The organism is Neorhizobium sp. P12A (assembly GCF_008365395.1).
Lineage (GTDB): Bacteria > Pseudomonadota > Alphaproteobacteria > Rhizobiales > Rhizobiaceae > Rhizobium.
This window is the reverse complement of record NZ_QOVX01000003.1, coordinates 171246-197333: the sequence shown is the minus strand read 5'-3', so window position 1 is coordinate 197333 and position 26088 is coordinate 171246. Positions and strand designations below refer to the sequence as shown.

Here is a 26088-nt window from a genome sequence, read left to right as displayed (position 1 = left end):
AAAGAGGGAAGAGCCAAATGAGCAAGATCGTATCTGTCGAAATCACCCACCATCGCCTGCCGCTCGATCCGCCCTTCAAAGCGAGCTGGGATGGCCGGCCTCGTCGGCATTTCGACGCGACGATCGTGCGCGTGACCGATGACGAGGGTCGCCAGGGCATAGGCTCCGGCGACCTGATGAAGGGGTTCGAAGGCCACGAAGATCTCTTCGTCGGCCAGGACCCGCGGCATCTGGAGCGGCACTATGAGGTGCTCTCGCACATCAACTTCCACTATGGCCGTTGCTGGCCGATGGATCTGGCGCTGTGGGACCTTTCGGGCAAGATCACCGGCGAGCCCGTCTGGCGGATGCTCGGCGGCCGCTCGGATCGCGTCAGGCTTTATGCTTCGTCCGGTGTTCTGCGTGAGCCGGCGCAGATGGCTGACCAAGCCGAGCGCTATCTCGAAGAGGGCTTTCCGGCGATGAAGGTGCGCTTTTCGTCCTCATCAGGAGGCCGTGGCAGCTGGCGCGACGACGTCAAGGCGCTGGAAGCGATCCGCGCCCGCGTCGGCATGAAGCTGGAGCTGATGGTGGACTGCAACCAGGGTTGGCGCATGCCCTGGGACACTACGCTTCCCTGGACCTTCAAGGACGCACTGGCTGTCGCCAAGGAGCTGGAACGGCTCAATATTTACTGGATGGAAGAGCCGCTGTTCCGTTCCGACCGCAAGGGCATGAAGGAGCTGAAGCAGGCAACCAGCGTCCGCATCGTCGGCGGCGAGATGACACGCGAACTCTATGAGTTCCGCGATATCATCGAGGAACGCGCGTTCGACGTGATCCAGCCCGATGTCGCGCTTGTCGGCGGCATCACCGGCTGCCGCCGCCTTGCCTATCAGGCGCGGGAAGCCGGGGTGCAGTTCACGCCGCATTCCTGGACGAACGGCATCGGCGTGTTGGCAAATGCGCACCTGACCGCAGGCGTTGCCGATGCAGCCTGGCTCGAATATCCCTATGACAATCCGGAATGGAGCGAGAGCCGCCGCGACTATCCGCTGGTGACGCCGCTCAAGCACAGCAGGGGCTGGCTGGAGCTGGGAGAGGCGCCGGGCCTCGGCATCGCCCTTGATGAAGATCGGCTGAAGTCCACCCGCCTCTAGGCTACGCCGATATCCGGTTCGGTTTTCGGGCTGGATGTCGCTTCCCATTGATTGGCCGTCCGACAATGACGTTGGGCGGCCTTTTCGTTAAGGCTGGCTCCGCGATACCTCTTCCGCCTTTGAGCGGCTGAGAAAGACGGGCAGGCAGAGCCAGTAGAGTGCTGCGCCCGCAATCCATACCAGGCCCGGAAAGCTCGATCGGCTCATGAAATAGGCGGTGCTGATCAATAGCGGACCGACGATAGAGGCAAGGCTGGTCATGCTGGATAGCACGCCTTGCAGCCTGCCTTGCTGGTCTGAGCGCACGCCTGATGTCAGCAGCGATTGCAGCGCCGGCGCGCCGATGCCGCCCAGGCAGAATAGCGGCAGCAATGCGAAGACCATCCAGCCTTCGGTCGCAATCGCGATGAGGATATAGGCGATGCTGTCGGTGGTGATGCTGATCAGCAGGGCGCGACGTTCACCCCAGCGCTCGGAGATAGGGCCTGCGACAAAGGCCTGGATGCCGGCATGGAAGAGGCCGAAGCCGGCGAGCGATATGCCGATCGTGATCGGCGACCAGGCGAACTTGTCCTGCCCATACAGAACCCAGATCGTGCCCCCGACTTCGCCGACAAAGGCAAGCACGATGTAGGCTCCGATCAGAGGAAGCAGTCCGCCAAGTCCTGAAACCCAGCGCAGCGTGCCGAGAGGAGAAAAAGAGTTCTTCGATTCCGATGCCTCTGTATCCCTTCGGCGTGTTTCCCGAAGCGTGAAGAAGGCAAGCGCCAGGTTGACGGCATTGAGGAATGCGGCCGCAACAAAGGGTGCGCGGATCGATACCTCACCCAGGAGGCCGCCGATTGCCGGGCCGGCAATGAAGCCGATGCCGAAGCAGGCGCTCAATTGCCCGAACCGTCGCGCCCGCTGATCCTCGGGCGTCAGGTCGGTGATAACAGCTGATGCAACCGCCATGTTCGCACCGGTTATGCCGGCAATGGCGCGGCCGATGAAGAGCAGCCAGAGCGATGGCGTGAAAGCCATGAAGAGATAATCCACCGCAGCGCCGCCGAGCGACACCAGCAACACGGGTTTGCGGCCGAAGCGATCCGACAGGCCGCCCAGCACGGGCGAAAAGAGAAACTGCATCAGCGCGTAGAGGCTGAGAAACGCGCCGAAGAGCCAGCCGAGTTCGCTGGTATGGCCGACCTCCTGCAGGAGGCGCGGCAATATGGGCAAGGTCAGGCCGATGCCGGCGGCATCAAGGACGATGGTCGCCAGGATGACGGGGAGCATGTTTTGCATTGGAAAACTCAAAATTTATCACTGATAAATTCCTTATCAATGATAAATTTAAAAATCAACGGGAGCGTGGGCCAAATATGAAAGTGGGCCAAATATGAAGGTCGATAGGGCGGCGATCGTCGAGGCGGCGTTGACGCTGCTCAATGAGGTGGGGATCGACGGGCTTTCGACGCGTCTCCTGGCCGAGCGACTGAATGTGCGCCAGCCGGCGCTCTATTGGCATTTCAGGAACAAGCGGGCGCTTCTCGACGCCATGAACGATGAAATTCTGGCGCGCGGGCATCGGCATGACTGGGCATTCGATAGCGCAGATTGGAAGCGCTTCCTGCTGGAAGATGCCCGCAGCTTCCGCAAGGCGCTCCTTGCCTATAGGGATGGAGCGCGGGTCCATGCGGGCACCGAGGCCAATCCGGACAATCTCAATTTGATCGAGGCGCATATGCGGGTTCTGGTCGGGGCCGGCATGACCGAGGAATTCGCCATGGACATCCTCGTGGCGATCGGCCGTTACGTCGTCGGCTGCGTGCTGGAGGAGCAGGCGGATTTTCCGGACGCGCCAAATCGTGGAAACAGGCTCGATGCTGCGGCCAAGGATCATCCGCTGACGGCGAAGGCTTTGGCGCATTACCGGCATGAGGGGCATGCGGCACTGTTCGAGGCAGGCCTGGCGCTAATTGTGGAGGGGGCTGCGTTGGGGATGCAGAGCCGTAAGGCTTAAGCTATCGGTCGAAGCTTACGGATTGGCGGATCGAAGCTGTGTGCGCCCTTCGAGGTTTCGCGCCCAGAGGATAATCGGCCGCTCGAGGAAGAAATAGCTCACCGTGGCGATCAGGAGGAGAAGGACGACTGCGAGGATGCTTGAGGCGATCCATCCTGATAGGACGTCACGCGCGCCGCCGAAGCTTCCGGGAAAGATCTGCTTGATCAGCGAGATGACGATATCCTGCCAGATGTAGATGCCGAAGGAGATGGTAGCGATATAGCGGACGATGGGATTATCCAGCATCTTTCCGAGATAGACCGATCGCGGCAGCGTGCAGAGGGCGGCTGCTACCGCCAGCGGCAGGAAGGGAAAGCGATAGGGTATGCCGAGCCAGCCGTAACCTTCCCAAGGCCCGCCAATAGATATTGGAAATTGCGCTGCGCCCGCGATGAGGGCCAGAAATCCGAGAATGTCGTAGAGCACCGACCGCTTCGCCGGCAGCCAGGTGTGGATGCCTGATGCCAGTGCGCCCGTTGCAAAGATCGCGAAGAAGCCGATCGGATTGTATCGCGGCATCCATTCCTTGGCGCCGCCCTGGAAGCCGAAATCCCAGCCTCTCCTGACATCGTCTATGGGGGCGTAAGTGGCGGTCAGCCAGTGGCAAAGGAGAACAAGCCCGATAATTCCCAGCCACGCCAAGCATTGCGAAGTCTGTCGGGAAAGCCGGGCGCTGTTGTGAAACAAAACGGCAAAGCAGAGCGGCAGCAGCACGTAGCATGTCGTCTCGAAGGGGATCGACCAGAGAGGTCCGTCGCCCTGGACGGGAAAGAAGGTCCGCCAATGCCATTGGCTCATGAGAAGGAAGCCGGCGACGTAACGTCCGGCGAGTTCCGCATCCAGCGGAAAATCGTAGACGGTGAAACTCAGCACGAAGCCGACAGTAAGCGCGATCCAGAAGCCCGGCAGGATGCGGGCGGCGCGGCGAAGGGCATAGGCCTTCAGCGAAGGCATCTCGGTGCCCCGATCCAGCGCGGTCCAGAACGGGCGGGCGAGGAGGAAGCCGCTCAGCACAAAGAACAGGGCGACGCCGTAGTTGCCGAAGCGTGTCAGTTCGAATGCGGGCCGCAACGCACCGTCAACCTTGCTGACATCCAGCCGGAGGACGAGATGGTGGGCCAGCACCAGCAGGCATGCCAAGGTGCGGATGAAATCCGCACCCGCCAGCCTTGTCTCCCGCTCAGTTTTCATTTTGCCGATCCTCCACCCGCTCTCTGGTTAGGGGATGGAAGCCCGCGCGACAAGGTGTGTCGCGCGGCGGCCGCAATGTCAGCCGATCAGGAGAAGAACTGGTTGGTGTAATAGCGCGACACGTCCGGCTTGTCCTTCAGCTTGGCGCCCTGGGCATCGAGGAGGATGCCGTTCGTAAAGAGGAAATCGCCGATCGCGCTGGCTTCGGCGGGATCGAAGATGCCGCTTTTGCCATCCGCGGTTCTCAGATAATGCCCATCGATCAGCGCCTTGAGCGACGCCTTGACGAGATCGGCATTGGTGAGCGCTCCGCCGGTCGTGGACACCAGGAGGTCGGCTGCCTCGTCGGCATGATCCACGGCGTAGTCATAGCCACGCTTGGTCGCCTGGATGAAGCCTCGGGCAGCCTCGGGATTGCTGTCGAGGAACGCATTGCCGGCGACAATCGCTGTCGTCTGCTCGTCCGGGACGCCGTAGTCGGTGTAGCGGAAGCGGCGGAGCGCCTTCTTTTCGAGCTGCGCCTCGATCCCTTCCCAGGTGTAGACTTCGAGTGTGAAATCGACTGAGCCGTTGGCAAGCGCTTCGTAGGCCGAGGTGCCGAGGGTCACTGTGTTTACCTCGCCCTTACCGCCGTCATTGCGGATCATTGCCGAGATCAGAGCGGTTTCCCAGGCGCTGCCGAAGCCACCATAGGTCTTACCATCCAGATCCCGCGGGCGCTGGATGTCCTTGCGCTCGTCGTTGAAGACGACGCGGCCGGTTTCTGTCTGGACAATGGCGTAGACGCCCTTGATCTCAGCGCCGGCAGCACATTGGGTGAAGAGGCCGATCGCGCCGGAAACGCCGAAATCGGCAACGCCGTTGGCAACCAGTGTTCCCGCATCGGTGTCCGTATAAGGCAGGATCGCAACATCCAGCCCGGCATCGCTGTAGAAGCCTTTCGCCTGGGCGATATAGAGGCCGATATGGTTGGTGTTCGGCGTCCAGTCGAGCGCGACGGAAACCTTGGTCAGCGCCGATGCGGCCAGCGCGGAACGGGAGATGGGCAGGGCTGCGGCAAGGGTGAATGCGAGGGCTTGGCGGCGTGTAATAAGCGGCATGGTGGTCTCTTTTCAGCTCAGGCTGTGATGAAGGAGGCTTTCGAGGATTTCGGTTTCAATCTGCCGGGCGGCTGACGAGCCGAGGTCGGCGAGCGTTCGCGGGCGCGGCAGCGGCACCTTGAATTCGCGCAATACCCGCGCGGGGCGCGGGGAGAGGACATAGATGCGGTCGGAGAGGAACACGGCTTCGCGCACATCATGGGTGATGAGCAGCGCGGTCCAGCGATGATCCGTCCACATCGTCTGCAGCCATTCCTGCATCTGTGTGCGGGTCAGGGCATCCAACGCGCCGAAGGGCTCATCCAGCAGCAGCATGTCGCTGTCCTGAACCACGGTGCGCAGCAGCGCGGCGCGCTGGCGCATGCCGCCGGAAAGCTGAGCCGGATAATGATGTTCGAAGCCTGCTAGACCGAAGGGCTCGAACAGCGGAGCGACCTTGGCGCGCGCCTGGCTGCGGCTCATCCCCTGAACTTCGAGGCCGAGCGTTGTGTTATCGATGATCCGGCGCCAGGGCATAAGCGCATCGCGCTGGGGCATGAAGGCAAAACTCGCGCTGCTTTCCTTCAGATGCCGGCCGTCGAACAGGATATCGCCTGACTCGGGCTTGTCGGTTCCAGTCAGCATCCGCAGGATCGTCGATTTGCCGGCGCCCGAGGGGCCGACAATGGTCACGAATTCGCCTTCGCTGACTGTCAGCGAGACATCGCCAAGAACCGCAAGCGGACCGAATTTTTTCGCGACATTGCGGAGTTCCAGCCGGTGTTCGTTCATGATGACGACCCCTCATCCGTTCGCCGCCATGGCATCGCCAGATGGCCGAGAAGCACGCAGACGGCAAAGAGGATCAGCGTCAGGACGGCACTGACGAGGACAGCGGCAAGGACGAGATCCGGGCGGAAATTGTTCTTGGCGGTGAGAATATAGATGCCTAGCCCTTTGGCGGCGCCAGCATATTCCGCAAAGATCGCGCCGACGACGGCATAGGTGACGGATATTCTCAAACCCGCGAAAAAATAGGGAAGGGCAGATGGCAGGCGCGCTGCGCAGAAAATCCGCCAGCGGGAGGCCTTCATCGAGACCAGCAGTTCGGCGATGTCCCTGTCCGTCGCCTCATAGCCCTGAAGCAGCGCGACCAGCATCGGGAAGAAGGTCACGAGCGCGACAAGCAGAATCTTCGGCAGCAGCCCGAAGCCGAACCATAAGACGATGAGCGGGGCGATCGCGACCAGCGGCAGCGTCTGGCTGATGACGAACAGCGGAAACAGGGCACGGCGGATCGGCCGCGCGAAATCCATCAGCACCGAAAAGACGAAGGCGACGGCGAGCGCGCAGGCAAAGCCCGACAGCGTGGCGCCGATCGTCGGCCAGGTGTTGGCGGCAAGCGCTTCGCGGTTCATCCAGGCCTGGACAAGAACGCGGGAGGGCGCCGGCAGGGTTGAGGGGCGTATGCCTGACAGGTCGGCATAGAGCTCCCACAGGACGACGAAGGCGGCTGCCGCTGTTATGGCGGGCAGCGCGGAGAGGCATGCACGGGCGAATCCCGTGCCGGGCGATGAGGACGAATGCAAACTCATGATCGGATTTTCCGAGATCAGGCCTTGGTCGGGCTGTTTGCCGATACCGTGATATCCAGCGTCACGTGGCCTTCTGCCGGCCCGAAGCGAAAGAGCGCTTCCTGCAGCGTTGCAAAGACAGGGCCAGCGTCGCCGCGCAGTTTGGTGACGAAATTTTTGGCCCGGTCGAATGTTCCCGACTGTTTCAGGAAGTCGATGCAGCCGACGATCTCGTCCATGTGATTGTCGGAGCCCATGACATAAAGAGCGAATTGCGCCGCGGCCGGTTGGCCTGTGTCCTCGGTTGCGCTTACGGCGGCAAGCGCCTCGTCGATGCGAACGGCAAGCGGCGTGTCTTGCCCGAGACGCTTATCGATGCCGCAGATCGGATCGCTGTCCGGCCCTCCCGGGCAGCCGCGCGAGACGGCGGCCGACAGGACACAATGTGCGCCGGATCGGGCGGCAAAGACGAAGAGGTCGCGCATGGCCGAAAAGAGCACGTCCGGCGGGCCGATCATCAGCGTCGAGATGTCGTCGGTTTCGATACGCAGGCGGTCTCGATAGGGATCGAGTGCCCTAATGGCATCAAGGATGATCGCGGCGAAATCGCCGGACATGGGATACAGGGATACTTGTGCGCCGGAATACATTTTTACCTCGCTCCGCTGGCATTACCCAGATCAGCTTTGAAGGGTCCAGAGGCATGGCGCCTCACATCTCAGCCCCGGCAATACGGAGCTCCCCTGTGAATGGCGCGGAAGCTAGCATCGGCCTTTCGAGGGCGCAATAAGAAAATTCGGCCAGTCGCATCCGTGTTTTATCTGATTTTTCCAGCGGACGCCCGGGTCGCGGGGGGACGCGATCCGTGCATCCGACCGGCCTTCCGCACCTGCCTGAAACGGAATGCCGGTATCGGTGCCTCCCATTGGGAGGTCCGATTTCAGTTGTTCCTGCTTTACGCCGTTCGGTGTGGTGGTTATAAAACCTCAAGTAACATTGAGGTCAAGAGGCGTATTCCGATGGAATCACATGATGCGGGACCGGGCCGTTTTGGCCGCTTGCTGACGGTCGGCGAGGTCGCGACGCGCAGCGGGGTCGCGGTTTCGACGCTGCATTTCTACGAGACGAAGGGTTTGATCGAGAGCATTCGCAGCAGCGGCAATCAGCGTCGTTATGCGCGTGAGGTGCTGCGTCGGGTCGCGATTATCAAGGTGGCCCAACGCGTCGGAATTCCGCTTTCCGAAATCCAGGCTGCGCTCAGCACATTGCCGCAGGGGCGCACGCCAACGGCGACCGACTGGAAGGCGTTGTCGGAGAAATGGAAGGACGATCTGGACGCCCGAATCCGCCATTTGCAGGATCTGCGCGACCATCTCGACGGCTGCATCGGCTGCGGCTGCCTGTCGATCGAAACCTGCCCGCTTCGCAATCCCTGGGACATGCTGTCGAAACAGGGACCCGGCCCGCGTTTGCTCGACCCATGAAAGTGTTAAGCGTTCATGGTCTGCGCGGTTGCCTGTTTCACATAATCTTCCAGCGCGCTTGCTTCATCCTTTGAGAGATACAGGCCTTTCTTCGACCGGCGCCAGAGAATGTCGGCTGATGTCCGCGCCCATTCCTGCGCAATGAGATAGCGCACTTCTGCCTCATAGAGATCGCTGCCGAAGTTTCTTCCAAGATCCTCGGTTGCGCGTGCATCGCCCAATATCATCGCTGCCCGCGTTCCGTAGCGCCGCACCAGCCGGCGGGCGTGGGCGTCGGCGAGGAAGGCGTAGCGGGACTTGAGCTTGCCGACCTCGGTCTCATAGCTCTGGGCCGGGAAGTCGCCGCCGGGAAGATGGCTTTTGGCAGTCCAGGGCGGACCCTTGGTGCCGATGGCCTCGCCGATCTTTTCGAGCGCATGCTCTCCGAGCCGGCGATAGGTGGTCAGCTTGCCGCCGAAGACGTTGAGAAGCGGCGCTTCCCCCGCATTGCCCTCGATCTTCAGCACGTAGTCGCGGGTGGCTTCCTGAGCCTTGGATGCGCCGTCGTCATAAAGCGGGCGCACAGCCGAATAGGTCCAGACGATATCCTGCGGCCTTACCGGTTCCTTGAAATATTCGCTCGCGGCATTGCAAAGATAAGTGGTCTCCTCCTCGGAGATCTTCACATCCTTGGGGTCGCCGTCATAGTCGCGATCGGTCGTGCCGATGAGCGTGAAATCCTGCTCGTAGGGAATGGCGAAGATGATGCGGTTGTCGGGGTTCTGGAAGAAATAGGCGCGCGGATCGTCGAATTTCTTCCGCACGATGATATGGCTGCCCTGGACGAGGCGAACATGGCGCGCCTCGTTGCGGCCGATCGCGCCCCTGATGACATGATCCACCCAGGGACCGGCGGCGTTGACGAGCATTCGCGCTCGGAATGAATTCCGCTCCCCCGTCTCCGTATTCTCCGTGTCGATGGCCCAGAGACTGCCTTCCCGGCGGGCGGAGACGACCTTGGTGCGCGGCATGATGGTTGCGCCGCGATCGGCGGCATCGCGGGCGTTGAGAACGACCATGCGCGCATCATCGACCCAACCGTCGGAATATTCGAAAGCCTTGGTGAACAGCGCCTTCAGGGGCTTTCCGGCCGGATCGCGACGCATGTCCAGCACTGCTGTCGGCGGCAGCAGCTTGCGGCCGCCCAGATGGTCATACAGGAAAAGACCGAGGCGGATCAGCCAGGCTGGTCGGATGCCGCCCGTGTGGTAAGGCAGCACGAAGCGCATCGGCCAGATGATGTGCGGCGCCATCGCCCAGAGCACCTCGCGTTCCATCAGGGATTCGCGCACGAGACGGAATTCGTAATGTTCGAGATAGCGCAGGCCACCATGGATCAGCTTGGTGGCGCCTGATGACGTGCCCGAGGCAAAATCGTTCATTTCCGCCAGCGCCACGGAGTAACCGCGACCGATCGCATCGCGCGCGATGCCGCAGCCGTTGATGCCGCCTCCGATCACGAAGAGGTCATAGGCTTGGCCGCTCATTGCGTTCTCCGGCATGGCTTAGGTAAGAGGATTTGAAAATAAATCCAGCTAAAACGAAAGTAATACGAATGTCAAACGAATGTTTTATGAAGTGGGCCGATGTTGTCAGCCGTTAGCCAGCAATGAGGTTTCGATCAGGCGGACATCGTTCTCTTCTGCGATGGTTCTGAGGGAGGGCAGCGGACATTGATCCGTTATGAATGTGTGGATCTGCGACAGGTGGCCGATGCGTACGGGGGCGGCGCGTTCGAACTTCGTGGAGTCCGCGACCAGGATGACATGCCGGGCATTGGCAATGATCGCCTGTGCCACCTTGACTTCACGCAGGTCGAAATCCAGCAGCGCGCCGTCTTCATCGATGGCCGAAACGCCGATCACGGCGTAGTCGACCTTGAACTGGCGGATGAAATCGACCGCTGCTTCGCCGACGATGCCGCCGTCCGAACCGCGCACCACGCCGCCGGCAATGACCACCTCGATCGATGGGAAGAGGCGCAACTTATTGGCAACGTTGATGTTGTTGGTGATGACCATCAGCTCGTGATGGTCCAGGAGCGCCTCGCCAACGGCTTCCGTCGTCGTCCCGATATTGATGAAGAGAGAGGCGTTGTTGGGAATGATACCGGCTGCTGCGCGGCCGATCGCCTGCTTTTCGACCGCTGCAATCGAGCGGCGCGCCTCGTATTTGACGTTTTCAGTGCCGCCGGGAAAGATCGCGCCGCCATGGATCCGCGAAAGGATATGACCGTCACAGAGATCGTTCAGATCCTTGCGGATGGTTTGCGGAGTGACCGAGAAACGCTGCGCGAGATCCTCGACAAGAACCCTGCCTTCGGCTTTGGCGATTTCAAGAATCTCGGCCTGTCGTCCGGACAGAAACATGGACGTTGCCTTCCTTTCGTTTTCGCCGATCATATGGTAAAGCGAAAATTCCGCAATTGCCGCTGTCCGGTTTGTGCGGCGGGAGGTTGTCGTGTTTCATCCGAAGCTGTTTGAGAATCGCAGTGTCGTCGTCACAGGCGCCGGGCGCGGGATCGGGCTGGAAGTCGCGCGCCAGTTCCTGGACTGCAATGCGCGCGTGCTGGTTCACACCGGTCGAGATCGCGATCGGGACCTGCCGGAATTTCTGTTGGACGCGGAAAGCGAGCGCCGCGCCTTCCTGGTGCCGGCAGATTTCATGCGGGAGAACGGCACGAGGGATTTTGCAGCCGCTGCCGCAAAGGTCTTCGATCGGGTCGATGTTCTCGTCAACAATGCCGGGACCATGGTCGGACGCTTTCCCGCCGGCGAACTGACCGACGAGCAGTATGGACATGTCGTGCGACTCAACCAGACGTCAGTCGTCGAGGTGACGCGAGCCTTGCTTCCCTTGCTTCGAGCGTCAGGCCAGGCGGCGATCATCAATACCGTTTCAATCTCGGCGCTGACCGGCGGCAGCCCGGGTTCGGCGATCTATTCGGCATCGAAGGCCTTCGTTGCCACCTATTCCAAGGCCCTTGCCCGCGAATTGGCCCCTGACGGCATAAGGGTGAATTGCGTTTCTCCGGGAACCATCACCACCGACTTCCACGAGCGCTATTCCTCGAAGGAAAAGCTCGAACAGACGCGTCGCACCATTCCGCTGCAGCGTCTCGGAACCGCGGAGGATTGTGCGCCTACCTATCTGTTCCTGGCGGCGCCGACCCTGTCGGGCTATATCACCGGGCAGGTGATCGAGGTGAATGGTGGCCAGCTGATCTGCTAGAAGCCGATTAGCTCCGCCGGAGGCCGGAATGATCGACAAGCTTGAATTCTTCATCGCACTTGCTAATGAAAAGCACTTCGGCCGTGCCGCCGAAGAGTGCGGCGTTACACAGCCGACCTTGTCGGCGGCCATTCGGCAGCTCGAGGAGCAGCTCGGAGTGATGCTGGTCAGCCGCGGATCGCGCTTCCAGGGGCTGACGCCGGAAGGTCAGCGTGTCCTGGAGTGGGCGCGGCGCATCGTCGGCGATGCCCGCACGATGCGCGAGGAGATGCGGGCGGCGCGCAAGGGGCTTGCGGGCCATATCCGAATCGCGGCCATCCCGACGGCGCTTGCCATGCTGCAGAGGCTCACGACGCCCTTCCAGGAACGGCATCCCGACGTTACCTTTTCGATCATGTCGCGAAACTCGCTGCAGGTTCTAAGCATGCTCGAGAATCTGGAGATCGATGCCGGCATCACCTATCTCGAAGACGAACCGCTCGGCCGGGTTACCAGCGTGCCGCTTTACGAGGAGCGCTATCACCTCGTCACCGCCTCAGGCAGCCCGCTTTCGGAGCGAAAAAGCGTGACCTGGAAAGAGGTCGGCAGTCTTCGGCTTTGTCTATTGACCGCGGACATGCAAAACCGCCGGATCATCAATCGTCATCTGGCCGATGCTGGATCGGCGGCCAATCCGACGCTCGAATCGAATTCGATGATTCTGTTGTTTTCGCATGTGCTGACCGGCCGCTGGGCGAGCATCATGCCGAAAAATGTCGCGGAATCCTTCGGTTTTCGCGCCGATATTCAGGTTATTCCGATCACGGAGCCGGCAGCGCACCATCTCGTTGGGCTGGTTGCGACACATCGTGAGCCTTTTACGCCACTCGTATCGGCCTTGTTGCATGAGGCAAGACTTCTCGCAGAAGCTGATATTGAACGATAGGAATTTCCTATCGTTCAACGAGACTGGCTTATTGATCAAAACTGCCTTCCTTGCGATCTTTAGGATGTAAGCGAGAGATAATGACTCCGGCTGTTTTAGCACCTGATCGTCCAACGATATCTCCTTGCGAAGCATGCCGTTGGGAGGGCTGCTCATGAATTTGCATACTGCCGCGGGCGATGTCGCCGCGCGCGCCAGCGCCATCATCGACAGCATGAAGTCGATGGAGGGTCCTCTTTTGCCCATTCTCCACGGCATACAGGAAGAGTTCGGTTATGTGCCGCAGGACGTCCTGCCGCTGATTGCCAGCGGGCTGAACCTTTCCCGCGCCGAAGTCCATGGCGTCATGACCTTCTATCATGACTATCGCGACCGTCCTGCGGGCCGGCATGTGCTGAAGCTCTGTCGTGCAGAGGCCTGTCAGTCGATGGGTGGGGATGCACTTGCGGAACGCGTAAAGAAGCTCCTTGGCATCGATTTTCATCAGACGACGCTTGATGGCGGTGTGACCTTGGAGCCTGTCTATTGCCTCGGGCTCTGCGCCTGCGCGCCGGCAGCGATGCTGGATGGCGAGGTTTATGGCCGCGTCGACGATGAGACCGTTGACGAAATGGTTGCGGAGGCGCGCCGATGACCGTCCGGATTTACGTCCCGCGTGATGCGGCCGCCCTGGCGCTCGGCGCCGAGAAGGTGGCGGATGCGATTGCCAAGGAAATTGCAACCCGCGGCGTGGATGCAAAGATCGTGCGCAATGGCTCGCGCGGCATGTTCTGGCTGGAGCCTCTGGTCGAGGTCGACGTGGATGGAAAGCGCATCGGCTACGGGCCGGTCAAGGCACGGGATATCGCCTCCCTTTTCGATGCCGGCCTTGCCGAAGGCGCTTCGCATCCGCTCTGTCTCGGGGAGGTCGAGGACCTCCCGTTCCTGAAAAGCCAGACCCGCCTGACCTTTGCCCGCTGCGGCATCACCGATCCGCTTTCGCTTGGGGATTATGAGGCGCATGGCGGTCTTGCCGGGCTCAAGCGGGCGATCTCGATGGCGCCTGCCGAGGTCGTTAAGGAAGTCACTGATTCAGGGCTTCGCGGTCGCGGTGGCGCGGGCTTCCCGACCGGCATCAAATGGAAGACCGTCGCGGATGCCGCTGGTGATCGCAAATATATCGTCTGCAATGCCGACGAGGGCGATAGCGGCACCTTTGCCGACCGGATGATCATGGAGGGCGATCCCTTCGTGCTGATCGAAGGAATGGCGATTGCCGGGCTCGCAACCGGGGCCACCAAGGGCTTCATCTATACGCGCTCGGAATATCCGCATGCGATTGCTGCCATGACCGCGGCAGTCGAGATCGCGCGCAAGGCCGGTGTTCTGGGCAGCTCGGTCCTCGGCTCCGGCCGTGCCTTCGACATGGAGATTCGCACCGGCGCCGGCGCCTATGTCTGTGGCGAGGAAACCGCACTGCTCAACAGCCTTGAGGGCAAGCGCGGCATCGTGCGAGCCAAGCCGCCGCTACCGGCACACAAAGGCTTGTTCGGCTGTCCGACCGTCATCAACAACGTCATTTCGCTCGCCTCCGTGCCCGTGATCATGGAGAAGGGGGCCGCCTTCTATCGCGATTTCGGCATGGGCCGTTCGCGCGGCACCATTCCGCTGCAGATTGCCGGCAATGTGAGATATGGCGGTCTTTTCGAGACGGCGTTCGGTCTTTCGCTGGGCGAGATCGTCGATACGATCGGCGGCGGAACGGCGACCGGCCGCCCGGTCAAGGCTGTGCAGGTCGGCGGGCCCCTGGGTGCCTATTTCCCGCGGGCGCTGTTCGACACGCCCTTTGATTATGAAGCCTTTGCGGCCAAGGATGGCCTGATCGGCCATGCTGGTCTCGTCGTCTTCGACGATACCGCCGACATGCTGAAGCAGGCGCGTTTTGCGATGGAATTCTGCGCCATCGAAAGCTGCGGCAAGTGCACGCCCTGCCGCATCGGCTCGACGCGCGGCGTCGAGACGGCGGACAAGATTGCTCAAGGCATCGAACCGGAGAAGAACCGGGCGTTGCTCGCCGATCTATGCAACACGATGAAATTCGGTTCCCTTTGCGCGCTTGGCGGTTTCACTCCCTATCCCGTGGTGAGCGCCATGACGCATTTTCCGGAGGATTTCTCTCCGGCACCTCTCATTGAAGCGGCGGAATAAGACCATGTCTCTCGTCCCTGAAATCGACTACGGAACGCCGGCCTCGACATCCGAGGCCATGGTGACGCTCACCATCGACGGTCGTCAGATCACCGTGCCGGAAGGCACCTCGATCATGCGCGCGTCGATGGAAGCCGGTATCCAGGTGCCGAAACTCTGCGCGACCGATATGGTGGATGCCTTCGGCTCCTGCCGGCTCTGTCTCGTCGAGATCGAAGGCCGGAATGGTACGCCTGCGTCCTGCACCACACCGGTTGCTCCCGGCCTCGTCGTACACACCCAGACCGGCCGGCTGAAGGATATCCGCCGCGGCGTGATGGAGCTTTACATCTCCGACCATCCGCTCGACTGCCTGACCTGTGCCGCCAACGGCGATTGCGAGCTTCAGGACATGGCGGGTGCCGTCGGTCTGCGTAACGTGCGCTACGGTTATGAGGGCGACAACCATGTCAAGGCGCGCAACAGCGGCGACATTAATCTGAAATGGATGCCGAAGGACGAGTCGAACCCGTACTTCACTTATGATCCGTCAAAGTGCATCGTCTGTTCGCGCTGCGTCCGTGCTTGCGAGGAAGTGCAGGGCACGTTTGCGCTGACGATCGAGGGGCGTGGCTTCGGTTCGCGCGTCTCGCCCGGCATGCACGAGCATTTCATCGATTCCGAATGCGTCTCCTGTGGCGCCTGCGTACAGGCCTGCCCGACCGCGACGCTGACGGAAAAATCTGTGATCGAGATCGGCCAGCCCGAACATTCCGTCGTCACCACCTGCGCCTATTGCGGCGTCGGCTGTTCCTTCAAGGCGGAGATGCGCGGCGAGGAACTGGTGCGCATGGTGCCCTGGAAAGATGGACAAGCGAACCGCGGGCATTCCTGCGTCAAGGGCCGCTTCGCCTATGGCTATTCGACGCATAAGGACCGCATCCTCAATCCGATGATCCGCGAGAAGATCACCGATCCCTGGCGCGAAGTGACCTGGGAAGAGGCCTATGCGCATGTGGCAAACGAGTTCCGTCGCATCCAGTATCAGTATGGCCGCGAATCCGTCGGCGGCATTACATCGTCGCGCTGCACGAATGAAGAGACTTACCTCGTGCAGAAGCTGGTGCGCGCCGGTTTCGGCAACAACAACGTCGATACCTGCGCCCGCGTCTGCCATTCGCCAACCGGCTACGGTCTTGGCCAGACATTCGGAACCTCGGCCGGCACACAGAATTTCGACAGTGTCGAGCAGTCCGATGTCGTTATCGTCATCGGCGCGAACCCGACCGATGGGCATCCGGTCTTCGGCTCGCGGCTGAAGAAGCGGCTGCGCCAGGGCGCCAAGCTGATCGTTATCGATCCGCGCCGCATCGATCTCGTCAAGACGCCGCATGTGGAGGCAGCGTATCATCTGCCGCTGAAGCCTGGCACCAACGTCGCCATGATGACGGCGCTGGCTCATGTCATCGTCACCGAAGGCCTCTTCGACGAAAAGTTCATTCGCGAGCGTTGCGACTGGTCGGAATTCGAGGATTGGGCGGCCTTCGTCGCCGAGCCTCAGCACAGCCCGGAGGCGGTCGAGCAATATACAGGCGTCTCGCCCGAACTCGTGCGCGGGGCTGCACGGCTCTATGCCAAGGGCGGCAATGGCGCGATCTATTACGGCCTCGGCGTGACCGAACACAGCCAGGGTTCGACGACGGTCATGGCGATTGCCAACCTTGCCATGGTGACCGGCAATATCGGCCGTCCTGGCGTCGGCGTGAACCCGCTGCGTGGCCAGAACAATGTGCAGGGCTCCTGCGACATGGGCTCTTTCCCGCACGAACTGCCCGGTTATCGTCACATCTCGGACGATGCGACACGCGACATCTTCGAGAAGCTCTGGGGCGTCAAGCTTAATAACGAGCCGGGTCTGCGCATCCCGAACATGCTGGATGCGGCCGTCGAGGGCACTTTCAAGGCGCTCTATATCCAGGGCGAGGACATTCTCCAGTCCGATCCTGATACCAAGCACGTTGCAGCCGGTCTTGCCGCGATGGAATGCGTCGTCGTCCACGACCTCTTCCTGAACGAGACGGCCAACTATGCGCATGTCTTCCTGCCTGGCTCTACCTTCCTCGAAAAAGACGGGACCTTCACCAATGCCGAGCGGCGCATCAACCGGGTGCGGAAGGTGATGACGCCGCGCAACGGCTATGCCGACTGGGAAGTCACGCAGAATATGGCGAAGGCCATGGGCCTTGGCTGGAACTACCAGCATCCGTCCAAAATCATGGACGAGATTGCCGCAACGACGCCGAGTTTCGCCATGGTCTCCTACGACTATCTGGATAAGATTGGCTCGGTTCAGTGGCCCTGCAACGAGGCCCATCCGCTGGGCTCGCCGATCATGCACACCGACGGTTTCGTGCGCGGCAAGGGCAAGTTCATCCGCACCGAATATGTGCCGACAGACGAACGGACCGGCCCGCGCTTCCCGCTGCTTCTGACCACCGGCCGCATTCTCAGCCAGTACAATGTCGGCGCGCAGACGAGGCGCACGGAAAATGTCGTCTGGCACGCGGAAGATCGGCTAGAAATCCATCCGCACGATGCCGAACAGCGCGGCATCCGCGACGGCGACTGGGTCAGGCTTGCCAGCCGCTCCGGCGATACGACGCTGAGGGCCCTGATCACCGATCGCGTCGCGCCCGGTGTCGTCTACACCACCTTCCATCATCCCAATACGCAGGCTAATGTCATCACCACTGACTTTTCCGACTGGGCGACGAATTGCCCGGAATATAAGGTGACGGCAGTGCAGATCTCGCCGTCGAACGGGCCGTCTGAATGGCAGCTCGAATATGACGAACAGGCGCGGCAGTCGCGCCGGATTGCGGGCAAGCTGGAGGCAGCTGAATAATTGTGCCGAGTGCAGGTTACACCCCCCTCTGCCCTGCCGGGCATCTCCCCCACACGGGGGGAGATTACAAGTTGCTTTGGCTTCCCGCCTCGTTGATGTCGCGGCAATTTGGAAAGTCTATTGTTTGGGGAAGCCGTCGCTTCCAGCCGATCTCCCTCCTTGTGGGGGAGATGCCCGGCAGGGCAGAGGGGGGTATCCCCGCATGAGCACCTTCAAAACCACCAACTCCGCCCCCGAAATAGTCCGCCGCAATGGTGTCGTGCAGACCGGCTCACGCATCGTGCCGGAAGAGGTGCCGATCGCTTTTTCCTATGGCGGTTCCTCCCATGCGGTTATGATGGCAACGCCGGATGATCTTGAGGACTTTGCCGTCGGTTTCAGCCTGACCGAAGGGATTATTAGCAATCGGGCGCAGATTGCGGGAATAGAGATCGTCGAAGACGAGAAGGGCATCGACGTTCAGGTGACGCTCGTAGAAGATGTCGAGGATGCGTTGCGCAAGCGCCGCCGCAGCATGGCCGGGCCTGTCGGTTGCGGGCTCTGCGGGATCGAGTCGATCGAACAGGCGGTGCGCCAGGTGCCCGACGTTTCTGCCGCTGCGCTGAAATTCTCGCATGACGACATTGTCCGCGCCATCAAGCTGCTCAATGACGCGCAACCGCTGCATCGCGAGACGCGGGCGGTGCACGGCGCCGGGTTTTATGTGCCGGCTAAGGGATTGATCGCGGTGCGCGAGGATGTCGGCCGGCACAATGCGCTGGACAAGCTTTGCGGCGCCGTCATCCGCTCTGGCACGAAGGGAAGCGAAGGGGCGGTTGCCGTCACCAGCCGTCTGTCGGTTGAGATGGTGCAGAAGGCGGCCATTCTCGGAAGCTCCACCCTGATTGCCATTTCAGCGCCGACGGCGCTTGCCATCCGCACGGCCGAGGATGCCGGCATGACGCTTGTCGCGCTGGTGCGCGGCGAGGATTTCGAGATTTTCACCCATTCCCATCGTATCGTTCCTGGAAGCATTGCCGATGTCGCATGATAAGATTCAGGCCAAGCTCGTCTACATGGCCAACCAGATTGCGACCTTCTTCAAGTCCCAGCCGGCGGAGGAGGCCGCGCCCGGCGTCGCCACGCATATCAACAAATTCTGGGAGCCGCGGATGCGGCGCCAGTTGTTCGAGATCATCGATCAGGGAGGCGAAGGATTGAGCCCGCTGGTCCTAGAGGCCGCACCGCTCATTCATCGCCCTTCGGAGGCGGCGAAGTCAGCCTGAAAAACAAAGCGGCCGCAAGGGCCGCTTTGTCGTTTAGGGATAACGCAGGACTTTCGATCCCTTCAACCTCTTCAGAATTCTTCCCAACTATCGCCCGCCGGGGCTGCGGAGCCATGCGCCTTGGTGACGCGGGATATCAGGTGCAGGGCAGGGGAGCTGGCGGGCCTTTGGTGCGCACTGACCGGCACGGGACGCGAGACCATGGTCTGACCACCGACGTGGAACTGGGATAGCAGGGCGCGCAGCTCCTCGGCCTCTGCCGTCAGCTTATGGCTTGCGGCGGTGCTTTCCTCGACCATGGCAGCGTTTTGTTGCGTCGCCTGATCCATCGAATTGACGGCGTGGTTGATCTCCTTGAGCCCGGTCGCCTGCTCCTTCGAAGCATCGACGATCGCTGAGACATTCAAATTGATATCGCCGACTTGAACGACGATTTCTTCCAGCGCCTTGCCTGTTTGCCCGACCAGATCCACGCCGTTCTTGACCAATTGGCTTGAAGTTGTGATCAGCGCCTTGATCTCCTTGGCAGCGCTTGCAGAGCGCTGTGCCAACTCGCGAACCTCCTGGGCGACGACCGCAAAGCCCTTGCCCGCCTCGCCAGCACGAGCGGCCTCGACGCCGGCATTCAGCGCCAAAAGGTTCGTCTGGAAGGCGATATCATCGATGACGCCGATGATGCTGCTGATCTCCCGGGAAGATTGCTCGATCTGATCCATGGCGGCGACGGCATTGCGCACGACGCTGCCCGATTGTTCGGCGCCCTGCTTGGTTTTGGCGACCAGCCGTCCGGCCTCGTCGGCGCGCAGGCTGGAATCGTTGACTGTTGTCGTTATCTCCTCGAGCGCTGCAGCGGTTTCCTCGACCGATGCAGCCTGCTGTTCGGTGCGCTTGGAGAAGGCGTCGGCCGCTGCGCCGACTTCCTTCGCGCCGGCTGCAATCGCGTTTGAATTGCCGGCAATGGTGCGCATGGCGGAGGACAGCCTCTCGATGGCTCCGTTGAAGTCATGCCGCAGCTGCTCCATGGAGGGGACGAAGGGCCTGTCGAGCGATTGCGTCAGGTCGCCGTCGGCCAGCGCCTTCATACTGGTCCCGAGCAAGGCGATGGCGCTCATGCGCTCGGTCACGTCGGTCGCAAATTTGACGACCTTGAAGACCTTGCCGTTGGCATCGACGATGGGATTATAGGCGGCCTGGATCCAAATTTCGCGACCGCCCTTGCCGTATCGGACGAATTCATTGGCGATAAACTCCCCGGCAACAAGACGCCGCCAGAAGTTCGCGTAGTCATCGGTACGTGTGTAGGCCTGGTCGCAGAAGATACTGTGGTGCTTGCCGACGATCTCGGCGAGGCTATAGCCCATAGCCTTGCAGAAATTCTCGTTGGCGGTCAGGATTTCGCCGTTCGGCTTGAATTCGATGACGGCCTGCGAGCGGGACAGGGCGTCCAGCTTGCCGGAATCCTCGATCGCCTTTGTCTTTACGGCGGTAATGTCGGACGCAAATTTTACGACCTTGAACGGCCTGCCGCCACGACAGACCGGATTGTAGGACGCCTGGATCCAGATCTCCCGGCCACCTTTCGCAAGGCGCTTATAGTTGGTGGCTTCGTATTCGCCACGTCCGAGCCTTGCCCAGAAGTCCCGGTACTCCTGACTTGCCGTATATGCGGGATCGCAGAACATGCTGTGATGCTTGCCGACGATTTCGCCCAACTGATATCCCATGGCGTTGCAGAAGTTTTCGTTTGCCGTGAGGATATTACCCTTCAGGTCGAATTCGATGATCGCCTGGGATTTCGATATGGCATCCAGAATGTATTTCGCGTTCGATGTTCTTCCGAAGGCAAGCATGATTCCCCTCCAATGCTCGACCAAAGACGTTGCAGAAGATCAGGTGGCCCACATCATCGGGACTGCTACGCGAAGCGAAGAGAATTCATTTCCCTGGGTGATCGGCCCTGGATATCGCGGAATCCGTATCGACCGTTTTCCTGACCGGTCCGCGGGTTTCCTTCGATACCAAGTGCAGATCTTTTCTCGTGTAGGGTTGTCGCTGCACGACCACATTGAGACGACATCGTTAATTATTGGTTTATTATAAATAACTAATGAAATAAAAAGTTGCAGGTAGATTACGGAATGAACTCATGCGTCGCATGGCAAATTCCTATACGGCGATAAAATAAAACGCCCCGAATTACCGGAGCGTTTCAAATCCATCCGCAGATAATTTCGATCTTACGATCAGGCAGCCAGTTCTTCGGCTTCGCTTTCCTTGAACATCTTTGCAAGGTTCAGGAAGCAAATCATGCCGTTTTCAGTTGCGATGATGCCTTCGCAATAGGCGCGGTCGAAGGAAGCGGTGACTTCCGGAACCGGCTGAACCTGGCTCGACGAAATGGTGAGAATGTCGGACACGCGATCGACCAGCATGCCGATGACCATATTGTGCACTTCGGCGACGACGATGGCGCTGCGCTCGTTGGCGAGCGTGCTCTTCATGCCGAGCTTGTAGGCGAGGTCGATGATCGGAATGACCGAGCCGCGCAAGTTCATAACGCCGATGACATCGGTCGGAGCGTGCGGGATCGGCGTGGACGGAGCCCAGCCGCGGATTTCGCGGATGGTCGTCGTCTTCACACAGAATTCCTGATCATGCAGCCGGAAGGCAATGATCTCGAGTGTGTCGCCGCTGAAGCTTGTGGAATTGATCGTCGCCATTAAAATTCTTCCCAACTATCCGGAGCCTGGGCGACAGCTGCGGCGCCACCATTGGCGCGGACGGCCTTGACCCTCGGGCGAGGTGCCGACGATGCCGAAATACGAGCATCTGGCCGCCTCATTTCAACTGTAGCCGAAGAGTGTTGCCCAAATCTAAATTGCGCCAGCAGATTTCGCAGGTTCTCCGCTTCCTGCGCGAGACTGTGGCTTGCAGTTGTCGTCTGCTGGACCATGGCCGCATTCTGCTGTGTGCCTTGGTCCATCGCGTTGACGGCATTGTTGATTTCCTTGAGCCCTGTTGCCTGTTCGCGGGCAGCGATGACGATGGCGGAGACATTGGTATCGATCTCGCCAACCTGCTTTACGATCTCCTCAAGCGCACGACCGGTTTCGCCGACCAGCGAGACACCCTGCCTGACCTGTTCCGAGGAAGCGTTGATGAGGGTCTTGATTTCCCTTGCCGCCTTGGCGGAACGCTGCGCCAGTTCCCGGACTTCCTGCGCCACGACGGCAAAACCCTTGCCGGCCTCACCCGCACGGGCCGCCTCGACGCCCGCGTTCAGTGCAAGAAGGTTCGTCTGAAAGGCGATATCGTCGATGACGCTGATGATATTGCTGATCTCGCTCGACGACTTGTCGATCTCTCCCATAGCGCCAACCGCATTCTTGACCACATTGCCGGAATGTTCGGCGCCGCGTCTGGTCGCCGTGACGAGCGAAGCCGCTTCTTCGGCCCGCCGCGCGCTATCGGCAACGGTTTGCGTGATCTGTTCGAGTGCCGCTGCGGTTTCCTCGACGGCGGCCGCCTGCTGTTCGGTGCGTCTTGCCAGATCGTCCGAGGCTGAGCGGACTTCGCTGGAGCTGGAAGCGATGGCCGCTGCGTTCTGCGCGACGACACGCATCGCCATCTCGAGCTTCTCGATCGAGTTGTTGAAGTCGACACGAACCTTCTCGAGCGCTTGCGTGAAGGGCTTCTCGATCCGCGAGACGAGGTCGCCTTGCGCAAGGGCGGTGAGACCCGCCGCGAGGCTATCGACAGCGTTGACGCGCTCGGTAATGTCGGTTGCGAATTTCACGACCTTGAAGACGCGACCGTTCATATCGAAGATCGGATTGTAGGACGCCTGAATCCAGACGATCCTGCCACCCTTGCCGATCCGCTTGAATTCCTGTGCGACGAACTCGCCGGCGGCGAGCTTGCGCCAGAACGCCTTGTATTCTTCCGAGCGGGCATAGTCTGCTTCGCAAAACAGCGAGTGATGGCGCCCGACGATCTCGCCGAGTTCATAGCCCAAAACGGTCAGGAAGTTTTTGTTGGCGGTGAGAATTTCGCCGGCTGGGGTGAATTCGATGACGGCCTGCGCTCTCGAAAGAGCGTGGATCTTGCCTTCCGCATCGGCGGCGCGAAGCTTGGCGTCGGTGATAACGCTGGCGAACTTGACGACCTTATAGGGCTTTCCGCCGGAAAAGAGTGGATTGTAGGTTGCCTGGATCCAGGTATCGCGGCCGCCCTTGGCGATGCGCTTGAACTCGCCGGAGGCAAATTTTCCCTTGCCGAGGTCAGCCCAGAATTGGCGGTATTCAGCGGAGGCGGCATATTCTGGTTCGCAAAACATGCGATGGTGCTTGCCGACTATTTCGGTGAGCGAATAGCCGAGCGCATTGCAGAAATTCTCGTTCGCATGGAGCACAATGCCGTTCAGATCGAACTCGATCATGGCCTGCGACTTCATCAATGCGGCGCTGATCGCCTTTGCGTCAGACATTAGACCCAATGAGATAATGGACATGCCGATCCTCAATTTCCGCGGCAGCCTGATGATCCATTGTGCGGACGAGCTCTTCCTGCAACGGAGTATCGCAGAAGAGAGTATTCCAACCGATCTCTTCCGACGGCTGGATGACAATCAGAATCGTAAGTCTGGGGCGGCGGTTGATAATTTATTAGCAATGCCGCGTCATGCGACGGGAAGCTGAAGCACAGCGATATACATCTACTATGCTTCAAGCTTCTAATTTATTGTCGAAGATATTAAAAAGTCATACCATTTCATTGAATGGTATGACTTTTTTAGAAGTAATTTTTGCTAATATGCATGAGAACCTTCCGCAAAAATTGCGGTCGGCGGCGTGCGTCGCGTCATGCGAGAACTTTTTCCATCTGTCCCATGGCCCAGTCAACCTGATCGCGGGTTATGACGAGCGGAGGCGCGAGCCGAATTGTGTGGTCGTGGGTGTCCTTGGCTAAAAGGCCGAGATCCTTCAGCGCATGGCAATATTGCCGTGCACCGCCGGCTTCCGGCTCCAGCTCAACTGCCATCATCAACCCGCGGCCGCGCACATCCTTGACGATGTTGGAGCGGATCGACCGAAGGCCCTCGAGAAAGTAGTCGCCCATCTCGGCTGCATTCTCGATCATGCCTTCCTCGGTCAAGACCTTGAGTGCTGCACGCGCGACGGCGCAGGCGAGCGGATTGCCGCCGAAGGTCGATCCATGCTGGCCTGGCTTCAGAACGCCCAGGACTTCAGAATTGGAAAGGACCGCCGAGACCGGATAGAAGCCGCCCGAGAGCGCCTTGCCGATCAGCGTCACATCGGCCTCTATCCCCTCATGCTCTTCGGCGAGCAGCTTGCCCGTGCGGCCAAGGCCGGTCTGGATCTCGTCGAGGATCAGCGTCACGTTGTTGACGGTGCAGAGCTCGCGAACGCGGGTGAAATAGCCTGGCGGCGGGATGATGACGCCGGCTTCGCCCTGGATCGGCTCGATCAGCACCGCAACCGTGTTGGCGTTGATCGCTGCCGCAAGGGCATCGGAATCGCCAAAGGGCACGGTCTTGAAGCCCGGCGTGTAGGGGCCGAAGCCCGCGCGTGCATCGGGATCGGTCGAGAAGCTGATGATGCTGAGCGTTCGGCCATGGAAATTATCGGAGCAGACGATGATTTCCGCCTGGTTCTCGGGGACACCCTTGACCTCGTAACCCCATTTGCGGACGGCCTTGATGGCTGTTTCAACTGCTTCGGCGCCTGAATTCATCGGCAGGATCTTGTGGGAGCCCGTGAGCGCCGCCAGTTCCTCGTAGAGATGGGCCAGCTGGTCATTACGGAAAGCGCGGGAGGTCAGCGTCAGCCGACCGGCCTGCTCGACCATGGCCGCCAGGATCTTCGGATGGCAATGGCCCTGGTTGACCGCGGAATAGGCCGAGAGGCAATCGAGATAGCGCTTGCCATCGGTATCCCAGACATAGACGCCTTCGCCTCGGGTCAGGACGACGTCGAGCGGCTTGTAGTTGTGCGCGCCGAGGCGCTGTTCGGTGGCGATCAGATCGGTTAATGCGTTCATTTTGTTTTCCTCCCAGAATTCAAGCGGTCAAGCGGCGCGGGTCGGCCTGTCGAAGATGCGCCGGCCGAAGAGGCTGGCGGTCAGTTCGACGAGCACACGCGCGCTCTTGCCGCGATCATCGAGGAAGGGATTGAGCTCGACGACATCAAGCGAGGATACGAGACCGCTGTCCGACAGCATCTCCATGACGAGATGCGCCTCACGGAAGGTCGCGCCGCCGGGAACCGTGGTGCCGACGCCGGGCGCGACGTCAGGGTCGAGGAAATCGACGTCGAGGCTGACATGCAGCAGGCCATCGGCATTGGTGATGGTCGTCAGGATATTGCGCATGATGGCGGCAACGCCCTGTTCGTCGATCGAGCGCATGTCGAAGACATTGACGCCGTGTTCGCGGATTTCCACGCGCTCATGCGGATCGACGGAGCGAATGCCGACCTGGTAGACGTTGCGCGGATCGACCAGCGGGCGATCTCTCGGCAGGATATCGGCGATCTCCGACTCTCCGCAGAAGAAGGCAACCGGCATGCCGTGAATATTGCCCGATGGCGTCGTCTCGGGCGAATTGAAATCGGCATGGGCGTCGAGCCACAGCACGAAGAGCGGGCGGCCGATGCTTGCGGCATAGCGCGCCATGCCGGAAACGCTGCCCATAGAAAGCGCATGATCGCCTCCGAGGATCAGCGGAAAGTCGCCGGCTGTGGCGACATCGTGGACCTTTGCTTCCAGGGCGCGGGTGAAAGCGCCGACAATCTTCAGATTGTGGGCTCGCGGATGGTCCGGCAGGTCTGCGGCCGGCTCCGGGTGAAGATCGCCGCTGTCGACGACCCGATGGCCGAGCTCGGTTAGTGTCGTTTCGATGCCCGCGATCCGGAGCGCGGTGGGTCCCATTGCGGCGCCGCGCTGACCGGAACCCTCCTCCAGGGGGACGCCGATGAGAGTGACTGAAGTTGGTTGTGTATTCATCGATTGCGGTCCCCTGATTGCGA

The 26088-nt window shown here is 60.5% G+C and carries 24 protein-coding genes and 1 riboswitch; of the genes, 11 read left to right on the top strand and 13 right to left on the bottom strand.

Translation table 11 applies throughout. From position 1 onward, the window contains the following. The first annotated feature begins 17 nt into the window (after positions 1–17). A complete protein-coding gene (locus DTW90_RS12715; protein WP_149338735.1) occupies positions 18–1139 on the top strand; it encodes a mandelate racemase/muconate lactonizing enzyme family protein in 1122 nt (373 codons plus the stop codon). An 87-nt stretch (positions 1140–1226) separates the two neighbouring features. On the opposite strand, the gene tet is transcribed toward DTW90_RS12715, so the two are convergent. Continuing rightward, positions 1227–2423, bottom strand: a complete 1197-nt coding sequence (gene tet / locus DTW90_RS12710) for a Tet(A)/Tet(B)/Tet(C) family tetracycline efflux MFS transporter (RefSeq protein WP_149338734.1) — start codon at positions 2421–2423, stop codon at positions 1227–1229. A gap of 94 nt (positions 2424–2517) precedes the next feature. Between tet and DTW90_RS12705 the strand changes: the two genes are divergently transcribed. Then, positions 2518–3141 (top strand): TetR/AcrR family transcriptional regulator C-terminal domain-containing protein, encoded by a 624-nt coding sequence (locus DTW90_RS12705; RefSeq protein ID WP_149338732.1) that lies wholly within the window; start codon positions 2518–2520, stop codon positions 3139–3141. Positions 3142–3156: 15 nt separating this feature from the next. On the opposite strand, the gene DTW90_RS12700 is transcribed toward DTW90_RS12705, so the two are convergent. The 5 genes from DTW90_RS12700 to DTW90_RS12680 form a co-directional block, all read right to left on the bottom strand. Then, positions 3157–4374, bottom strand: coding sequence for an acyltransferase (locus tag DTW90_RS12700; protein WP_149338731.1), 1218 nt, complete (start codon positions 4372–4374; stop codon positions 3157–3159). An 86-nt stretch (positions 4375–4460) separates the two neighbouring features. Then, on the bottom strand, positions 4461–5474 hold the full coding sequence (locus DTW90_RS12695) for an ABC transporter substrate-binding protein (RefSeq protein WP_149338729.1): 1014 nt from the start codon (positions 5472–5474) through the stop codon (positions 4461–4463). A 12-nt stretch (positions 5475–5486) separates the two neighbouring features. After that, entirely contained in the window at positions 5487–6245 is a 759-nt protein-coding gene (locus tag DTW90_RS12690) for an ABC transporter ATP-binding protein (protein WP_132521987.1), read from the bottom strand. Continuing rightward, a complete protein-coding gene (locus DTW90_RS12685) occupies positions 6242–7048 on the bottom strand; it encodes an ABC transporter permease (protein ID WP_132521985.1) in 807 nt (268 codons plus the stop codon). Before DTW90_RS12685 ends, DTW90_RS12690 begins: the two co-directional genes overlap by 4 nt. A 17-nt stretch (positions 7049–7065) precedes the next feature. Then, positions 7066–7677 (bottom strand): YkoF family thiamine/hydroxymethylpyrimidine-binding protein, encoded by a 612-nt coding sequence (locus DTW90_RS12680; protein ID WP_132521983.1) that lies wholly within the window; start codon positions 7675–7677, stop codon positions 7066–7068. Then, a riboswitch (TPP riboswitch) is annotated at positions 7668–7782 on the bottom strand. (Overlaps the previous gene by 10 nt.) A gap of 264 nt (positions 7783–8046) precedes the next feature. Between DTW90_RS12680 and soxR the strand changes: the two genes are divergently transcribed. Continuing rightward, complete coding sequence (gene soxR, locus DTW90_RS12675) at positions 8047–8511, top strand: redox-sensitive transcriptional activator SoxR (RefSeq protein ID WP_149338728.1); 465 nt, start codon at positions 8047–8049, stop codon at positions 8509–8511. Between the two features lie 5 nt (positions 8512–8516). On the opposite strand, the gene glpD is transcribed toward soxR, so the two are convergent. Next, positions 8517–10037, bottom strand: a complete 1521-nt coding sequence (gene glpD, locus DTW90_RS12670; protein WP_149338726.1) for a glycerol-3-phosphate dehydrogenase — start codon at positions 10035–10037, stop codon at positions 8517–8519. A gap of 105 nt (positions 10038–10142) precedes the next feature. After that, positions 10143–10919: a DeoR/GlpR family DNA-binding transcription regulator gene (locus DTW90_RS12665; protein ID WP_149338725.1), complete on the bottom strand. Its 777-nt coding sequence runs from the start codon at positions 10917–10919 to the stop codon at positions 10143–10145. A gap of 91 nt (positions 10920–11010) precedes the next feature. Between DTW90_RS12665 and DTW90_RS12660 the strand changes: the two genes are divergently transcribed. The 7 genes from DTW90_RS12660 to DTW90_RS12625 all read left to right on the top strand — a co-directional run bounded on the left by DTW90_RS12660 (position 11011) and on the right by DTW90_RS12625 (position 19042). Next, complete coding sequence (locus tag DTW90_RS12660) at positions 11011–11781, top strand: SDR family oxidoreductase (protein ID WP_132521975.1); 771 nt, start codon at positions 11011–11013, stop codon at positions 11779–11781. A gap of 28 nt (positions 11782–11809) precedes the next feature. Continuing rightward, entirely contained in the window at positions 11810–12706 is an 897-nt protein-coding gene (locus DTW90_RS12655) for a LysR family transcriptional regulator (protein WP_132521973.1), read from the top strand. Positions 12707–12860: 154 nt separating this feature from the next. Beyond that, a complete protein-coding gene (locus DTW90_RS12650) occupies positions 12861–13340 on the top strand; it encodes a formate dehydrogenase subunit gamma (RefSeq protein ID WP_132521971.1) in 480 nt (159 codons plus the stop codon). Then, positions 13337–14893 carry an NADH-quinone oxidoreductase subunit NuoF gene (locus DTW90_RS12645; protein ID WP_132521969.1) on the top strand — a complete coding sequence of 519 codons (1557 nt, stop codon included), beginning with the start codon at positions 13337–13339 and terminating at the stop codon, positions 14891–14893. Before DTW90_RS12650 ends, DTW90_RS12645 begins: the two co-directional genes overlap by 4 nt. Positions 14894–14897: 4 nt before the next feature. Beyond that, positions 14898–17777 carry a formate dehydrogenase subunit alpha gene (gene fdhF / locus DTW90_RS12640; RefSeq protein WP_149338724.1) on the top strand — a complete coding sequence of 960 codons (2880 nt, stop codon included), beginning with the start codon at positions 14898–14900 and terminating at the stop codon, positions 17775–17777. Between the two features lie 202 nt (positions 17778–17979). After that, positions 17980–18807, top strand: coding sequence for a formate dehydrogenase accessory sulfurtransferase FdhD (gene fdhD / locus DTW90_RS12630; protein ID WP_149338722.1), 828 nt, complete (start codon positions 17980–17982; stop codon positions 18805–18807). After that, positions 18797–19042, top strand: coding sequence for a formate dehydrogenase subunit delta (locus DTW90_RS12625; RefSeq protein WP_149338721.1), 246 nt, complete (start codon positions 18797–18799; stop codon positions 19040–19042). Before fdhD ends, DTW90_RS12625 begins: the two co-directional genes overlap by 11 nt. A 71-nt stretch (positions 19043–19113) precedes the next feature. On the opposite strand, the gene DTW90_RS12620 is transcribed toward DTW90_RS12625, so the two are convergent. The 3 genes from DTW90_RS12620 to DTW90_RS12610 all read right to left on the bottom strand — a co-directional run bounded on the left by DTW90_RS12620 (position 19114) and on the right by DTW90_RS12610 (position 23552). Then, positions 19114–20892 (bottom strand): methyl-accepting chemotaxis protein, encoded by a 1779-nt coding sequence (locus DTW90_RS12620; RefSeq protein ID WP_149338720.1) that lies wholly within the window; start codon positions 20890–20892, stop codon positions 19114–19116. A gap of 393 nt (positions 20893–21285) precedes the next feature. Next, entirely contained in the window at positions 21286–21762 is a 477-nt protein-coding gene (locus DTW90_RS12615; RefSeq protein ID WP_132521959.1) for a chemotaxis protein CheW, read from the bottom strand. Then, positions 21762–23552, bottom strand: coding sequence for a PAS domain-containing methyl-accepting chemotaxis protein (locus DTW90_RS12610; protein ID WP_149338718.1), 1791 nt, complete (start codon positions 23550–23552; stop codon positions 21762–21764). The genes DTW90_RS12615 and DTW90_RS12610 overlap by 1 nt, the downstream gene beginning before the upstream one ends. Here DTW90_RS12610 and DTW90_RS12605 point away from each other — a divergent pair. After that, entirely contained in the window at positions 23551–23739 is a 189-nt protein-coding gene (locus tag DTW90_RS12605; protein WP_132521955.1) for a hypothetical protein, read from the top strand. The two genes, DTW90_RS12610 and DTW90_RS12605, sit on opposite strands and share 2 nt — an antisense overlap. Positions 23740–23902: 163 nt before the next feature. On the opposite strand, the gene rocD is transcribed toward DTW90_RS12605, so the two are convergent. Together rocD and rocF are read right to left on the bottom strand one after the other, a co-directional pair. Then, positions 23903–25102, bottom strand: a complete 1200-nt coding sequence (gene rocD, locus DTW90_RS12600) for an ornithine--oxo-acid transaminase (protein WP_149338717.1) — start codon at positions 25100–25102, stop codon at positions 23903–23905. 27 nt (positions 25103–25129) lie between these two features. Continuing rightward, positions 25130–26065, bottom strand: coding sequence for an arginase (gene rocF / locus DTW90_RS12595; protein WP_132521951.1), 936 nt, complete (start codon positions 26063–26065; stop codon positions 25130–25132). Positions 26066–26088: the final 23 nt, after the last annotated feature.